The following is a 16374-nucleotide window of genomic DNA, read 5'->3' as shown; positions in this document are numbered from 1 at the left end:
CGTCACATCCCTTTCTCACCCTATCAAGTCTATATCCGCTGACTGCTGCCCACCTTCGCATCCTGATCCACTTCAAGTTCACCCGAATATTCGACCAGCCTGATATTACAACCACGACCGATATGCACCTTGCTGCCGCGAACAATATCCGCCTGGGTATCTTCCAGCACAATTTCATCTCCCTCGATCAGGGATGTCTTAAATGAGGGTGTTCCGCCCAGACCAATGCTTTTCCAAAAACCGCTTTGTTCCCTGCGACGAATATCAATGCGTTCCCCGCCAATCTCTTTGGCCGAAGAAGAGGTATGAAGCCTGATTTCTACCGTTCCTGCATTCAAAAAGCCACTCATTCTAATATTGCCCTGTACGTTCAGGGACTCACATTGAACATCGCCTTCAATATCGATCATGCCGCCGATATCGATTCGTTCCCCATCCACCCGTCCACGTACGGTACACTTCCCGTTAACTTCGAGTTCTGGGCTACTGAGGTTTCCGTTAATGGTTGACATGCCATCCACACGAACACGGGAGCTGCTCAAGGGGCCGTTCAGCGTACACATGCCGTTAATCGTTGCACTTTCTGCGCTTAAAGCTCCTTGCATCTTCAATGTGCCATTCACATTCAGGGAGGTACAATCCAGGTTACCGTTTACCTTGGCCATGCCATCAATGGATACCCGGTGAAAATTCCCGCCTGCCGTTTGGCTCATACCTGCTACGTTCAGATCATTGCGCAAATTTCGTTCCTCCATCTATGATCCTCTCCCTATCCCAATTTGAGTTTTAACTCTTCCATATACGTCCCCATCGACTGCCTGAGAACCACCTTCACACCGTTGTCAAAATAAAGCTCCGTTCCTGCCGTTACCAGCATGAATGTCGGCACACCCATCTTGCGAATAAGCAATAGTTCACTTGCTCTGCTCGCGAAACGGTAATAATGCTCAGACATGACATCAATCAGCAAGGAGCCCTCCTGGCGGGTGATATCCCCACTCAATAGCAGCTTTTCAAGTACATAGAGCATCATGATCTGCTCCAATGCGTACATCGGCTGTTCCCGTCCTGCCTCTCTAACCAGTTCAAGCGAAGACAATGAAACAATGTTTCGGTCTATTAATTGCTGCGCAGACATTTCCACTTCACCCAATGTGGGCGAAAACACGTCTGCCAGCTCATCCAGGGATAATCCATCCTTCATGTTGAGGATCTTGTCAATTCGCGGCAGGATCTGCTGTTTTGGAAAAAAGGTTTCCTGCCCTGTGTACGAAGACTTCCGAATAAACCATTCTTCCGGAATGAGGTTTTTCCGCTTCCAGCGGTATAACTGGCCGTAGGAAATACCAGTAAGGTCCAGCAACTCTTTTTTGGAGATCAAGTCTTCCGTCATATATGGTCCCCCTTCACGTTGAAAACAGTGTAACATAACATTGTTACGTTGTGAAGTGTGAGGTGAATTTCGGGATTTTATTCAGATGCATTCCAAAACGAATCCCTTTATAGCAGCTGCCTGAATTGTTGATCCTTTAGTTTTCCTCCAATGGATGTTGTTATTGCAATGAACGGGTTTTGGGTATAACCTGTGTGATAGACACTAAGGAACCATTGCAGCTTCATGACCTTTCATTTCAGAACGGTTATGAACGTTTTTGCGAATGGAATTATGAAAGGGGTTACTTTTGAGATATGGCACTGATTAAATGTGATTTTTATTCCGACGCGCTTGGACTCAGCACGAGCATGCATGTTATTTTGCCACAACAGACCCATACTCAGATTGGAATGGACAACGTCTCGGGTAAGGGACTACATCCTACGCTGTATTTGCTGCATGGTTTATCCGATGATGATTCTATCTGGCTGCGACGGACCTCCATTGAACGGTATGTAGCCAACCTCGGAATTGCTGTGGTCATGCCACAGGTGCACCGCAGCTTCTATACGGATATGGCTGAAGGCGGACGTTACTGGACATTTATCAGTGAAGAGCTGCCTGCGCTGGCGCGTTCCTTCTTCCCGCTGTCTGCCAAACGCGAAGACAACTATGTTGCCGGCTTGTCCATGGGTGGTTATGGGGCTTTCAAATTGGCTCTGCGCAAACCGGAACAATATGCCGCAGCAGCAAGTTTGTCGGGGGCGCTCGATATAGCTGCACATATGGACAGAAACGCATCATCAGCGCTGCAGCAGGCCGAGCTGCAACGAATTTTCGGACCACAGGTAGCTGGCACTGAGAACGATCTGATCCATTTGTTAAAAGAAAGTCAAGGTCAACGGCCTCTGCTCTACCAATGTTGCGGGACGGAAGATTTCCTGTATGAGGATAATCAGTCCTTCCGCCAGGCTTGTACACAGACCGATTTCCAGCTGACGTATGAAGAGGGACCGGGTGGCCATGACTGGGCCTATTGGGATGCGAAGATTCAGAATGTATTGAACTGGCTGCCTCTGCATGAACGGAAATAAAGAATAATGCCTTATAAATGGAGCCATGATTCATTTCGAATTGAGTAATGGATAAGTTCAGTTTCAATTTGATGAAGAAACGGCAAAAAAAGCAGACCACAGAGGAAGTCCTCTCTGGTCTGCTTTTGCATTGTATCGCCTTGTATTCATATAGCAGCCATGGCGTTAGCCGCGGTTTGTTATCCACTGCTCCGTAATCTCCAGCACCTTTTCACTGCGTCCGATGGCTTCAGCTACTTGACCGGAAGCTGTGCCGCCATATACATTACGCGCGTTCACAACCGCTTCCGGCTGCAGCACGTCATAGATGCGCTCATCGAACAGCGGAGAGAACTGACGGAACTCATCGATCGTCAGATCCAGCAAATACTTGCCGTTCTGGATACAGTACAGCACCGTTTTACCGATGACTTCATGGGCCTGACGGAAAGGCAACCCTTCGCCTACGAGGAAGTCGGCAATATCCGTTGCATTGGAGAAGTCCTGGTTTACCGCTTGACGCATCCGATCCTTGTTCACTTTCATCGTTGCGATCATCGGTGCAAACAATTGCAGCGCGCCTTCCAGCGTAGCGACCGTATCAAACATGCCTTCCTTATCTTCCTGCATGTCTTTGTTGTAGGCCAGAGGAAGAGACTTCAAGACGGTTAGCAGACCGATCAGGTTGCCATATACACGTCCGGTTTTACCACGAACCAGCTCGGGAACGTCCGGATTTTTCTTCTGCGGCATAATGCTGCTGCCTGTGCAGAACGCATCGTCCAATTCAACGAAACCAAACTCCGTACTGCTCCACAGCACCAGCTCTTCACTCAGACGGGACAAGTGAGTCATGATCAGGGAAGCTGCTGCCAGAAATTCAACGATGAAGTCACGGTCACTAACCGCATCCAGACTGTTTTCGTATACGCCGTCGAAGCCGAGCTGCTCTGCCACGAAATGACGGTCAATCGGGAACGTGGTGCCCGCAAGTGCACCTGCACCCAACGGAAGAACGTTAATGCGTTTGTAGCTGTCCATCAGACGCTCAGCATCCCGTTGGAACATGGAGACGTACGCCATCAGGTGATGTGCGAACAGGATCGGTTGCGCACGTTGAAGATGGGTATAGCCTGGTACAATCGTATCGAGGTTGTCTTTTGCCTGTCCGATCAAAGCTTCCTGCAGCGCATGCAGCATGCCGACAAACCCAACCACGCGCTCACGCAGGTACAAGTGCATATCCGTTGCCACCTGGTCATTCCGGCTGCGGCCTGTATGTAATTTGCCGCCGACAGGGCCGATCGTTTCAATCAGGTTTTTCTCAATGTTCATGTGGATGTCTTCATCCGAAACGGAGAATTCCACTTCGCCTGCGCGAATTTTGTGGAGTACCGTAATCAAGCCTTCCTTGATGGTTTCCACATCTTCTGCAGGCAAAATGCCGCACTTGCCCAGCATCGTTACATGGGCGAGACTGCCCTGAATGTCCTCCTCTGCCAAAGCTTTGTCAAAGTTGATTGATGCCGTGTATTCCTCAACCAGATGATTGGTTTGTTTGGTAAAACGTCCTCCCCACAGCTTGCTCACGGTGAGTTCTCCCCTTTCGCTCATGGACAAAGCCGCCCCTGCCCGATGTGCAAGAACGGCCTGCCTTGTAAAGTTGTATGGTATTGATAATAGCTCTATTTAATGAATTAGTTTTTGTTTTGTTCCACGCCGGAATTGACTTTCAGACGCAGTGCGTTCAGGCGAATAAAGCCAGTTGCATCCCCTTGATCATACGCTTGTGTTGGGTCAGCTTCCATGGTAGCAATGTCCGGGTTGTACAGGCTGACAGGACTTTTCACGCCTGCGCCAATGATGTTGCCTTTGTACAGTTTCACACGTACGGTACCTGTTACGTTTTTCTGGCTTTCGCTCACCAGCGCTTGCAGTGCCAGACGTTCCGGTGCGAACCAGAAGCCGTTGTAAACGAGTGTGCTGTAACGCGTAATAAGGCTATCACGCAGGTTCATGACTTCACGGTCCATCGTGATGGATTCCATTTTACGGTGTGCTGTGAACAGGATCGTTCCACCCGGTGTCTCGTACACGCCACGGCTCTTCATGCCGACAAAACGGTTCTCGACCATGTCGACACGGCCAATCCCGTGTTTGCCACCCAGCTCGTTCAGCTGCTCCATCACTTGCAGCGGGCTCAAACGCTCGCCATTCAGTGCTACGCAGTTACCTTGTTCGAATTCCAGTTCAACATATTCCGCTTGATCCGGTGCATCTTCCGGTGCATTGCTCAGCAGGAACATGTCTTTGTTCTCGTCCGTGCTTGGATCGAACCAAGGATCTTCGAGCACGCCGCTCTCATAGCTGATATGCAGCAGGTTACGGTCAGTCGAGTACGGTTTAGCTGCCGATGCAGTCACCGGAATACCATGTTTCTCCGCGTATGCAATCATCTCTGCACGTCCCGGGAACTGGTTACGGAATTCTTCCAAACGCCAAGGTGCAATCACTTGAATGTCCGGTGTCAGTGCAGCTGCGTTCAATTCGAAACGAACTTGGTCGTTTCCTTTACCCGTAGCGCCGTGAGCAATCGCAGTAGCGCCTTCTGCACGAGCGATATCAACCATGCGTTTAGCGATCAATGGACGAGCGATACTTGTACCGAGCAGGTATTGTCCTTCATACAGAGCTCCCGCTTGGAACATCGGGTAGATGAAATCTTTCGCGAACTCATCGCGCAGATCGTCGATGTACACTTTGGAAGCGCCCGTAGCGAGTGCTTTTTCTTCTAAGCCGTCCAGCTCATCCTTTTGTCCGATATCCGCAGTAAATGCGATAATCTCTGCATCATAGGTTTCTTTCAGCCATTTCAAAATTACAGATGTGTCCAACCCGCCGGAATAGGCGAGTACGATTTTTTCCTTAGCCATGTTCGTTGGTCCTCCCCAGTTTCAATTGCCAATAAGTTAAACAAGCTATCCATCCACTTAAAACTACGAGCCAGAAAACCTTCCGATCGCTGTTATTCCCGTATCCATCGTTCCCCTTTTATATAAGTAACCTTTTAGAATGTTACACTTCAACACTCCGATTGCAGTACCATCTTCCGATCGCTCTTATCCCCAGATTTTCTTGATTCCCCTCTAAAGGGGAAAAATCCGGGGATAAAGGCGAGATTATGCTTACGAAGTAGCTTTCTTTCAGAAAGCTTTTAGCTCCGCTTCTTCAGATTGGTTCTGCACTCTCCGTTATCGTGTTTTATTCAGGTTCAACTTATATAAACTCGAAAGACGTCCAAGGATAGATACGCACGGTTCACTTCTTCAGGTCTTTTCTGTCTCTCCGTTTTTGCGAATGCTCAAATTTAACTTATTTCAGAGTATAAATAGATGAATCTATCATCGCTAACCCTGCGCCTAAAATCAACTCATTTAGGCAAACAGCGGCTATTCGCTCATTAACGCAGCCATCAAGGCCTTTTGTGCATGCAGCCGGTTCTCCGCCTGATCAAAGATCAGGGAGTTTGGTCCATCGATCACACCCGCGCTTACTTCTTCTCCACGGTGTGCCGGGAGGCAATGCAGGAACATGTAATCCGGCTTAGCGCCCTTCATCAGTTCCTCATCTACCTGATAAGCAGCAAATGCCTGCTCACGAATCTTCTGTTCCTCTTCAAAGCCCATGCTTGCCCATACATCGGTATAGACAATATCTGCATCCTTCACAGCTTCCTGCGCACTGTACGTTACAGTCACCTGAGAACCGCTTTCCTGTGCGATGCTGCGTGCTTGCTCTACCACGGCGCTGTCCGGCTCATAGCCTTCCGGTGTCGCTACAGCAACATGCATTCCCATCTTCGCTGCACCCAGCATAAGAGAGTGTGCCATGTTATTACCATCTCCGACATAAGCCATTTTCAGGCCAGCCAGTTTGCCTTTGTGCTCCAACACCGTTTGGAAGTCTGCCAGCACCTGACACGGATGAGCAGCATCGCTAAGACCGTTAATCACCGGGATATCGGCATGCTCCGCCAATTCAGTCACATTATGGTGCCCAAAGGTACGGATCATGATGCCATCCAGGTAGCGGGACAATACTTTTGCCGTATCGTGGGTTGTTTCGCCGCGACCGAGTTGGATATCGTTCTTGCTCAGGAAGAGCGCGTGCCCACCCAGCTGGAACATGCCCACTTCAAAGGATACACGTGTACGCGTGGATGATTTTTCGAAAATCAGTCCGATCGTTTTGCCTTTCAGCGGCTGGTAAGGTACGCCACTTTTTTGTTTTCCTTTGATCTCAATAGCCAAGTCCAGCAAGTAGCGGATCTCTTCGGCTGTGTAGTCCGTAAACTCGATAAAATCGCGGCCTCTAAGATCGACCTTCTGGATTTTCTCCGTTTGTTGTGCTGTCATGTGAATGTAGTCCCCCTTATTTCCGGTTCCCTGCACCCGCTCGGGCAGAAGAGAGCAGCGGGAGCGCTGCTCACCAGGCTATTGCTCAACCCCATCTTCCGTTGGTTCTCCGCGCGGCTGCAGGGATTCATTATCTTGTTCTGCCCCGGGGCCATAAAAGGCCCCAAGAGCAGCATGTTTTTCATTTGTCAGAACGTATTAGGCCTTCTTAGCTGCCACGTGCTCTTCAATCAGCGCCGCCACCAGGGATACAGCCTCGTCGATCTCTTCCTTGCTCACATACAGATTCGGAAGCAGACGAATAACATTCGGCCCTGCGTTAACGAACAAGATGCCACGTTTCTGTCCAGCCAGTACGATGTCACCCACCGGTTCTGCACATTCGATTCCGACCAGCAGTCCCAATCCGCGAACTTCCTTCACAAACGAATTGCCTGTCAAACGGTTCCGCAGGGAGCTCATCAGATAATCACCCATCTCAGCAGCGCGCTCAGGCAGGCGATCTTCCAGCATCGTTTCAATCGTGGCAATCACCACGGAAGAAGCTAGCGGCGTACCCCCGAATGTCGTTGCATGGCTGCCTGGCGTAAATGCATCCCGCAGGAAACCTTTACCCAGCATCGCCCCTACCGGGAAGCCGCTGCCAATCCCTTTGGCTACCGTGAAAACGTCTGGCTCGATGCCATAGTGTTCATGGGCAAACAGTTTGCCTGTACGTCCCATTCCGGTCTGTACTTCGTCCACGATCAACAAGAGGCCATGCTCGTCACACAGTTTCCGTACATGCTTGACGAATTCCGGTTCGACCGGATATACACCACCCTCGGCCTGAACCATTTCCAGCATGATTGCCGCTGTCTTGGGACCGATTGCCGCTTCCAGCGCTGCTGTATCATGCAAGGGAACCGTCACGAATCCGGCTGGCAGTGGCAAAAATCCTTCTTTTACCTTATCCTGCCCTGTCGCTGTTAGCGTAGCAAGTGTCCGTCCATGGAAGGACTGGGCAAATGTAATCACTTCATAACGGTCTGTCCCCTTCACCTTCTGGTGATAACGACGGGCTACCTTAATGGCTGCCTCATTGGCTTCCGCACCACTGTTGCAGAAGAACACGGCATCAGCGCACGTATTGGCTGTCAGCAAAGCGGCCGCTTTCTCCTGACCCGGAATCTGGAACAGGTTGGAGACATGCCATAGCTCATCAATCTGAGCTTTCAGCTTGGCTCCGACTTTCTCCGGTGCATGGCCAAGGCTCGTTACAGCGAGTCCGCACATGAAGTCGAGATAACGGTTGCCCTGATCATCCCACAACCAGCTGCCTTTACCCTTGACCAGACTGATTGGATACCGCGCATACGTTTGGAAAAGAGAGCTCTCCGTCTGTGCCGCTGCACCCGTTACTGCTGCTCCCGCTACTGCTGTGCCAGAACCTGGCTGTTCAATGCCTTTTGCCATCACCTTTCACGCTCCTGTTCCTTTTTGTAAGTACACTGGTACTCCTATATAAGCAATCCTACTTAACACGAGGCCACTCCGATTGCAGTACCATCTTCCGATCGCTGTTATCCCCAGATTTTTTGACTCCCTTTTTCAAAGGTTAAAATCCGGGGATAAACGCGAACGCTTGCGCTTCTACAGATTGGTTCTGCACTCTCGTTTCCGTGTAACGCTCAAATCTACTTATATATAAATCCGTACATAATATTAATCTGTCTGTTATTAGAATCCACTTTTTATTGCATGCGGATAATTCGGGTTCCGATTGTTTCGCCATTCAGGACGCGGCTCAGGATCTGTGGTTCGCTGCCGTCTACGATGATCACTTCGCGTACTTTACCATGAATACACGCAATGGCTGCGCGTACTTTCGGGATCATGCCGCCGTAGATCTCGCCGGTCTGGATCATGTCCTCGATCTCCTGAACGGAGACGGATGGCAACACTTTTTTCTGGCCGTTCACGGTTTTCATGATTCCAGGCACATCGGTCACGACAATCATCCGACTCACGCCGAGATGGGAAGCTACCGCTCCTGCGGCTGTATCTGCGTTGATGTTATACCGTTGTCCGGAAGCATCCACGCCTACCGGAGCGATTACAGGCATATACCCCATATTCACAATGCCTTGAATAATTTCCGCTTGGACACCCGTTACATCGCCAACCCAGCCGATCTCTGCATGATTTGCTGCAGGCTTGGCCTTGATCAGGCCACCGTCCACACCGGACAAGCCCAGCGCACGTCCACCAACACTTTGGATCAAACGGACGATCTGTTTGTTGATGCTTCCGGCCAGTACCATCTCCACAACATCCAGCACGGGTTCCGTTGTTTTGCGCAATCCATTTACGAACTCGGTTTCAATGCCCAGCTTCGCCAGATTATCCGATATTGCCGGACCTCCGCCATGCACGATGACTGGCTGAGTTCCCTGGGACTGCAGGTCACGCAAATCCGCAAAAAAGGATTCAGGCAATGCCGCAAGCGTGCTGCCTCCGCATTTCATTACAAACGTCTGCTTCTCCGCACCTTTTTCCACTCCGGCACTCTCATTCTGTAATGTTGAATTCATGAGGAGCACTCCTTTCATGTTTTCGTTCGGATCAGTGTGGCCGTTCCAAATCCGGATCGTTCTTCCGATCGCTGTTGTCTCCAGGTTTTTAGGAATCCCTTTAATGAGGGGAAAACCCGGAGACAAAGGCGAACGCTTCGCTTCTACAGAATCAATTCCGTCTTCTTCACTACCACTGATGAATTTAATTTAAGTGCGGTATGCCGCATTGATTCGTACATAGTCATACGTCAGGTCACAGCCCCAGGCTGTAGCCGTTCCTTCGCCGTGGTGCAGATCCACCACAATGCGAACGGTATCCGTCTGCAGATATGCCAGAGCTGCTTCTTCGTCAAACGCCACCGGACGGGACTGCGCAAGTACGGAGATGTCTCCCAGTCGAATATCAACGGTGTCCGGATTCACTGGCTGTCCTGCACGCCCTACGGCTGCAATAATCCGTCCCCAGTTCGCGTCAGCACCAAACATCGCTGATTTCACCAAGCTGGAGCCGATAACCGTTTTGGCAATCGCCTGCGCCGATTCATCACTCACCCCACCCGTAACGTGCACCTCGACCAGCTTCGTTGCCCCTTCACCATCACGTGCAATTGCTTTGGCCAGCACTTCGCACACATAGGTGAATCCTGCCGCAAAAGCTTCCCAGTCCGGATGCTCCACGGTTAGTTCCTCGTTCCCCGCTAATCCACTGGACATCGCTACGAGCATGTCGTTCGTGCTGGTATCTCCATCCACGGTAATCATGTTAAATGTATGGTTGGTCGCCTGACGCAGCAGGCGCTGCAGCGCTTCTGCCCCAATGACCGCATCACTCGTCATAAAAGCGAGCATGGTTGCCATATTGGGATGAATCATGCCTGATCCCTTGGCCGCACCAGCAATGGTAACCGTCTTGCCGTTTACAACGACAGATACGCAGGCTTCCTTTTTCACCAAATCGGTCGTCAGGATCGCCTGGGAAAATTGCTCCGCTTCGTTTGCATCCTGGCCCAAACTTGCCGGCAGTGCGCTGATGCCCGAGTGTACCGCATCCATTTTCAATAACTCACCGATCACACCTGTCGATGCTACAGCAACGTCCTCTTCAGCCACGCCAAGTTCACGTGCAGCGGCCGAACGCATGGCATATGCATCTTTTTCGCCCTGCTGTCCGGTACAAGCATTTGCGTTACCGCTGTTTACGACGACCGCCTGAAGGCGTCCGTTGCTCAAGCTCTCGCGGGTTACCTTCAAAGGCGCCGCTTGAAAGACGTTCGTCGTATACACGGCTGCTGCCGTGGCTGGCACTTCACAACGGATCGCTCCGATGTCGTTGCGTGATGTTTTTTTCAACCCGCAATGAAGTCCGCCAGCCGCGAACCCGCGCGGGGTTACAATCGTTCCGTTTTTCACTACGGTGTAAGCCTGTTGCTTCACATTTGTTCCCATATGTTATCCCCCGTGTGCGTTCGGCTGCATGCCGATTGACCGCCTGCTTATCCTGAATCCGATGATCCCCGCAATGGTTCCGGACTCGCGTCTGCACGCTCCTCCGATCGCCATTCCTTACGGATATACCGGCGTCATGTTCAGCCCGAGGTTCTCCTCCCATCCCATCATCAGGTTCATATTTTGAATCGCTTGCCCGGAAGCACCCTTCACCAGGTTGTCGATGACTGAAATAATGGTTAAACGTCCTGTTCTGGAATCAACCGCAAATCCGATATCACAATAATTCGATCCTTGCACTTCTTTGGTAGAAGGCCAGATTCCTGGTTCACGTACGCGTACGAAAGGTCGATTCTCGTAATACTTGCGATACAGATCCACCAAATCACGGTCACTGTGTTCCCCCACCAGGCTGGCATACATCGTACTCATGATTCCACGTGTCATTGGCACCAGGTGCGTTGTAAACGTCACCGTTACTGGACTTCCGGTAATGTTGCCGAGCACTTGCTCAATCTCAGGTATATGCTGATGTTTGTTGAGTTTATAGGCTTTGAAGTTCTCGTTCATCTCTGCATAATGGTACGACAGATGGGTTCCCCGACCTGCACCCGATACGCCCGATTTGGCATCAATAATAATGGTGGATGGATCAATCCATCCCGCTTCTACCGCAGGAATAAGTCCGAGAAGCGTAGCTGTCGGATAACAGCCTGGATTGGAAATAAAGTTTTTGCCCTTCACTTTATCTCCGTACACCTCAGCCATGCCATATACCGCTTGTTCCAGCAACTCACTCGGTGGAGCCGGGTGTTTATACCACTCTTCATACACCGCTCCATCCTTCAATCTGAAGTCACCAGACAGGTCAATCACCTTAAGTCCTGCTTCGAGCAGGCTGGGAACAAGCTTGGCGCTTACTCCGGATGGGGTAGCTGTGAATACCAAATCTGCACGCTCTGCAATCTCAGCTGGAACTACGCCATCCAGTGGCCTGTGAATCACGTCCGTCAAATGCGGGAATCCATCTGCGATGGACTCGCCGCTGCTGGATGAAGAGATCACCGAAGTGATTTCAACCTGCGGATGGTTCTGAAAAAAACGAATCAGCTCCACCCCGCCATAGCCGGTGGAACCGACAATTGCCACTTTTAATTTGTTACTCACTCTCGCTCCCCCAATCCTGTTGTATGCGCTGCTTATACGATGCTCATGCCTTCAAACGGCCTTCACACGGTAATTCCGTCGCTTCTATGCATATTTGTGTATTATTATACGACTCTAGTTATATAAATACAACACTCTACCATCAATTTCACATGGATTCTTGGCAATTCCAAACTTATCTTTTCCAATATCTGCGGACGAACCCGAATACTTCTGCTAAAATACGTTTTATAGGAAACATTACATACCAAGGTCTTATTCATAACAATTCTACACGAGGAAGGGTTTATGAATGGGTTCACGATGGTCATTATGAGACATGGGGGACTACAGTGCATATCGAATCCATTTTACTTATGGTACTCCTGGGCCTGAATATTATCTTCGCTGCGGCAGTCGTGTTCTTCGAACGCAAGGATGCCAGCGCATCCTGGGCGTGGCTGCTCGTCTTGAACTTTATTCCTGTGCTTGGGTTCGTACTTTATCTACTAACAGGTCAGAATCTGACCCGCTACCGGCTGTTCCAATGGAAAGAGAGAAAGAAACTCGGTTTGGAAGAACGCATAGCGGCCCAGTTGGAACAGCTGCATGACAATCGGACACCATTCCGCAACCAAGCGACCGAAAGCAGTCAGGACATGATCTACATGAACCTGAAGCAGAACGGCGCTCTCCTGACGGAAGACAATGCGGTAGAGATCATCACGGATGGAACGGACAAATTCCAGCGGTTGCTCGATGATATCGAAGCGGCTCAGGATCATGTTCACGTGCAATACTACATTTACCGAGGTGACCGGCTGGGTAAAAAAATTCGCGATGCCCTGATCCGCAAAGCACGGGAAGGCATCAAAGTTCGTCTGCTCTACGACGCGCTTGGATCGCGGCGGGTATCGAAACGCTTTTTCAAAGAATTGCGCGAAGCAGGCGGTTTGGTTGAAATCTTTTTCCCATCCAAATTCAGTCTGATTAACCTGCGCATGAACTACCGCAACCACCGCAAGATCGTCATCATTGATGGTAATCTGGGTTATACTGGCGGCTTTAACGTGGGTGATGAGTATCTCGGTTTGAATTCCAAGTTCGGTTATTGGCGCGATACCCATCTGCGTATTCAGGGAAATGCGGTTCATGCTCTCCAAACCCGTTTTCTGCTGGACTGGAATGAAGCTTCCAAGCAGCATGATACCCCTTATGTCCCTGAGCATTTCCCGCATATTGAGGGTACAGGTACGACAGCGATGCAGATTGTCTCCAGCGGACCGGATGCAGAGACGGAACATATCAAGAACAGCTATTTGAAGATGATTAATGGAGCCAAACATTCCATCATGATTCAGACGCCTTACTTTATCCCGGATGCCAGTGTATTCGAAGCCATACGTCTCGCGTGCCTGTCAGGTATAGATGTGCGTATCATGATTCCAAATAAACCGGATCACGCCTTCGTATACTGGGCTACGCTGTCTTACATTGGTGAGTTGTTAAAAGTCGGCGTGAAAGTATTTATATACGATAATGGCTTTATTCATGCCAAAACGCTTATCATTGACAGCATGGTCGCATCGGTGGGTACCGCCAATATTGATTACCGCAGCTTCCGCCTGAATTTTGAGGTGAATGCCTTTATGTATGATGAGGAAATTGCCACGGCACTGGTCGACACGTTCGAGCATGACCTTAAGGTTTCCCGAGAGATGACGCAGGAGGAATACAACAAACGTAGTTTGAAGATTCGTTTCAAAGAAGCGATCTCCCGCTTGCTGTCTCCGATTTTGTAATTAGGGTAAATCCAAATAGTTGTAACTTCATAAAAAAGCAGGGACATCCTCCGCCAGATTTGGCTGGAAAGGATATCCCTGCTTTTTTTAATTCATAGGTGGCCCATAGAAAAACGTAATTAGACCTCTTCTCGTTTAAAACCTTCACCGAGCACTTCGTGCGCATTACTGATAATGACAAAAGCACCCGGGTCCACGGACCGGATCAGTGCTTTCAGTCTCGGCACTTCATTTTGTCCAACGACCACCATCAATACGGTACGCTGATCGTCCGTGTAGCCACCCTTTGCCTCCAGCTTCGTTAATCCACGATCCAGATCCGCAAGAATGACTTTGGTGATCGGCTCCGTCTTATTGGAGATAATGTATGCAACCTTGGAGTAGCCAAGTCCCATTTCCACGGCATCGATCACTTTCCCGGTAACGTACAATCCAATCAGTGCATAAAGTGACTGTTCCAATGACAATACAAAAGCAGCCATAATAATGACGGTAGCATCCATGATCACTACGCAAAGCGAGTAACTCAGTCCACTGTATTTCTGTACGATTCTGGCGAGAATACTCATCCCCCCGGTTGAACCTCTTCCCCGGTATACAATCCCAATCCCCAGACCCACACCTATACCTCCATACAGGGATCCGAGCAATGGATTCGTCGTTGGAATAGCCCAGTCTTTCGTCAGATAAACAAACAGGGGCAGCACAATACTGCCTAGCACCGAACGGATGCCGTACTGTTTACCGATGAGTAGAAAGCCTGCGATAAGAAGCGGAATGTTAATGGCCCACTGCGTATATGCGGGTTCTAGCCCCAGCCACTCTTTTCCGAGAATAGACAGCCCGGATACCCCGCCTGAAGCAATCTGATTAGGTAATAAAAATAAGTTAAAGGCGACCGCGATCAGAAACGAACCCAGAATAATGGAGACGGTATCCACTACGTTTCTCCAAGGCCCGTTCAGGGGGATGAGGGAGGTTACCCTCTTTTTGCGGTTAGGAATTAAATGCTGTTGCTGCTGCATGTCATCGTGCTCTCCTTTTATGTGACTGATAAGTTGCTGATTTCTCTACCCTATTTGGGCTCAAAAAAAAGCCCCTGTATACACCAGCATACGCCTACACGTATCCGGTCCATACAGGAACTTTGATTACTCGGTTTCCACTTTAATCTGGCTGCGCAAATAACCGTCGATGAATGCATCGAGGTCGCCGTCCATTACTGCACCTGTATTTCCTGTCTCTACGCTCGTACGGTGATCCTTTACCATACTATAGGGATGGAATACATAGGAGCGAATCTGGCTTCCCCATGAAATATCCGACTGATCGCCTCGGATTTCATCCAGCTGTTGTTTTTGCTCTTCAATTTTACGTTCATACAATTTGGAACGTAGCATCGTCATCGCACGCTCACGGTTCTTGATCTGTGAACGTTCGTTCTGACACGTTACCACGACCCCTGTAGGGATGTGTGTAATCCGCACGGCAGAGTCGGTGGTATTGATATGCTGTCCACCCGCACCACTCGCACGATATGTGTCAATCTTGAGATCTTCTGTCCGAATATCTACTTCAATCGTATCGTCGATCTCTGGCACAACATCACAGGATACGAAGGACGTATGTCTACGGCCCGAAGAGTCAAAAGGAGAGATCCGCACCAATCGATGAACACCCTTCTCCGCTTTCAGGTAACCGTAAGCATTATGTCCCTTGATGGATAGCGTGACACTCTTGATCCCTGCTTCATCACCAGGCAGATAATCCAGAACCTCCACCTTGAAGCCTCGCTTCTCGGCCCAGCGGGTGTACATCCGCAGAAGCATCTGTCCCCAGTCCTGTGACTCGGTACCGCCTGCACCTGGGTGAAGCTCGAGAATGGCGTTCATTTTATCGTACGGCTGATTTAGAAGGAGCTGAAGTTCAAATTCCTCAAGCTTGCTTACAATCGCTGTGACGCTGCTGCCAACCTCGGCGGCCAGATCCTCGTCGCCTTCTTCATCAGCCAGTTCAACCATCATCAAGGCATCGTCATAATCTTGCTGCAGCTTCGCGTATTGATCAACAGATCCCTTAACCGCGTTCATCTCCGCAATGACCGATTGCGCCTTCTCATTATCGTCCCAGAAATCGGGAGCCGACATCTTCTCTTCAAAGTTCTCAATCATTTCCTGTTTGAGATCTAAGTCAAAGAGACCCCCTAAGGTTTGTTAGTTTCTTGCCTATTTCACGCAGGTCCTGCTTCACACTTGGATCAATCATGTGCAATTCCTCTTTTCATTAAGATAAGCTCCCCGCAAACCGGGCATTTCTCCAGATCGAGTGTCATCTGCTTCACCTTGGCGCCTGAGAATGCTGTTACATCAGCAATTCTCTTCACCTCGTTCATGGCTGCATAGTTATAACTATGCACCAATCACCGGTTATGCATCCTTCATTTGATCATTTGAAATGCCCGGCCGCAAGGAGCCGTTCATGTATTCTATATAAGTTAACCTAGCAGCTATTACACCATAACACTCCGATTGCAGCAGCATCTTCCGATCGCTGTTATCCCCA

The 16374-nt window shown here is 49.8% G+C and carries 14 protein-coding genes; 2 read left to right on the top strand and 12 right to left on the bottom strand.

The window, feature by feature from the left end; genetic code table 11:
- Positions 1-29: 29 nt before the first annotated feature.
- Positions 30-755, bottom strand: coding sequence for a polymer-forming cytoskeletal protein (locus HP552_RS06270; RefSeq protein WP_175394714.1), 726 nt, complete (start codon positions 753-755; stop codon positions 30-32).
- Positions 756-769: 14 nt separating this feature from the next.
- On the bottom strand, positions 770-1393 hold the full coding sequence (locus tag HP552_RS06265) for a YhbD family protein (RefSeq protein WP_175394713.1): 624 nt from the start codon (positions 1391-1393) through the stop codon (positions 770-772).
- Between the two features lie 296 nt (positions 1394-1689).
- On the opposite strand from HP552_RS06265, the gene HP552_RS06260 reads away from it, so the two are divergent.
- On the top strand, positions 1690-2469 hold the full coding sequence (locus HP552_RS06260; RefSeq protein ID WP_175394712.1) for an alpha/beta hydrolase: 780 nt from the start codon (positions 1690-1692) through the stop codon (positions 2467-2469).
- Between the two features lie 165 nt (positions 2470-2634).
- Here the strand turns inward: HP552_RS06260 and argH are convergent, their stop codons facing one another.
- From argH to argC, 7 genes are all read right to left on the bottom strand, one after another.
- Entirely contained in the window at positions 2635-4038 is a 1404-nt protein-coding gene (gene argH / locus HP552_RS06255; protein WP_175394751.1) for an argininosuccinate lyase, read from the bottom strand.
- A gap of 107 nt (positions 4039-4145) precedes the next feature.
- Positions 4146-5381: an argininosuccinate synthase gene (locus tag HP552_RS06250; RefSeq protein WP_175394711.1), complete on the bottom strand. Its 1236-nt coding sequence runs from the start codon at positions 5379-5381 to the stop codon at positions 4146-4148.
- 516 nt (positions 5382-5897) lie between these two features.
- A complete protein-coding gene (gene argF / locus HP552_RS06245; RefSeq protein ID WP_175394710.1) occupies positions 5898-6863 on the bottom strand; it encodes an ornithine carbamoyltransferase in 966 nt (321 codons plus the stop codon).
- A 198-nt stretch (positions 6864-7061) separates the two neighbouring features.
- Positions 7062-8318: an aspartate aminotransferase family protein gene (locus HP552_RS06240; RefSeq protein WP_175394709.1), complete on the bottom strand. Its 1257-nt coding sequence runs from the start codon at positions 8316-8318 to the stop codon at positions 7062-7064.
- A 278-nt stretch (positions 8319-8596) separates the two neighbouring features.
- Positions 8597-9436 (bottom strand): acetylglutamate kinase, encoded by an 840-nt coding sequence (gene argB, locus HP552_RS06235; protein ID WP_175394708.1) that lies wholly within the window; start codon positions 9434-9436, stop codon positions 8597-8599.
- Between the two features lie 189 nt (positions 9437-9625).
- The gene (argJ, locus tag HP552_RS06230; RefSeq protein ID WP_175394707.1) at positions 9626-10864 is read right to left on the bottom strand and encodes a bifunctional glutamate N-acetyltransferase/amino-acid acetyltransferase ArgJ; all 1239 of its coding nucleotides are present in this window, start codon (positions 10862-10864) and stop codon (positions 9626-9628) included.
- Between the two features lie 117 nt (positions 10865-10981).
- The gene (argC, locus tag HP552_RS06225) at positions 10982-12031 is read right to left on the bottom strand and encodes an N-acetyl-gamma-glutamyl-phosphate reductase (protein ID WP_175394706.1); all 1050 of its coding nucleotides are present in this window, start codon (positions 12029-12031) and stop codon (positions 10982-10984) included.
- Between the two features lie 332 nt (positions 12032-12363).
- Between argC and cls the strand changes: the two genes are divergently transcribed.
- Positions 12364-13812 carry a cardiolipin synthase gene (cls, locus tag HP552_RS06220; RefSeq protein ID WP_175394705.1) on the top strand — a complete coding sequence of 483 codons (1449 nt, stop codon included), beginning with the start codon at positions 12364-12366 and terminating at the stop codon, positions 13810-13812.
- A 119-nt stretch (positions 13813-13931) separates the two neighbouring features.
- On the opposite strand, the gene HP552_RS06215 is transcribed toward cls, so the two are convergent.
- From HP552_RS06215 to HP552_RS06205, 3 genes are all read right to left on the bottom strand, one after another.
- Complete coding sequence (locus HP552_RS06215) at positions 13932-14837, bottom strand: YitT family protein (RefSeq protein ID WP_175394704.1); 906 nt, start codon at positions 14835-14837, stop codon at positions 13932-13934.
- 126 nt (positions 14838-14963) lie between these two features.
- A protein-coding gene (prfB, locus tag HP552_RS06210; RefSeq protein ID WP_175394703.1) for a peptide chain release factor 2 occupies positions 14964-16077 on the bottom strand; the annotation gives its coding sequence in 2 pieces (ribosomal slippage) (positions 14964-16004 and positions 16006-16077; 1113 coding nt in all).
- Positions 16070-16231, bottom strand: a complete 162-nt coding sequence (locus HP552_RS06205; protein ID WP_175394702.1) for a hypothetical protein — start codon at positions 16229-16231, stop codon at positions 16070-16072. Before HP552_RS06205 ends, prfB begins: the two co-directional genes overlap by 8 nt.
- Positions 16232-16374: the final 143 nt, after the last annotated feature.

The organism is Paenibacillus xylanilyticus (genome assembly GCF_013359935.1).
Lineage (GTDB): Bacteria > Bacillota > Bacilli > Paenibacillales > Paenibacillaceae > Paenibacillus > Paenibacillus xylanilyticus.
Note: the sequence above shows the minus strand (reverse complement) of the source record. Positions and strands in the feature narration are given on the sequence as shown.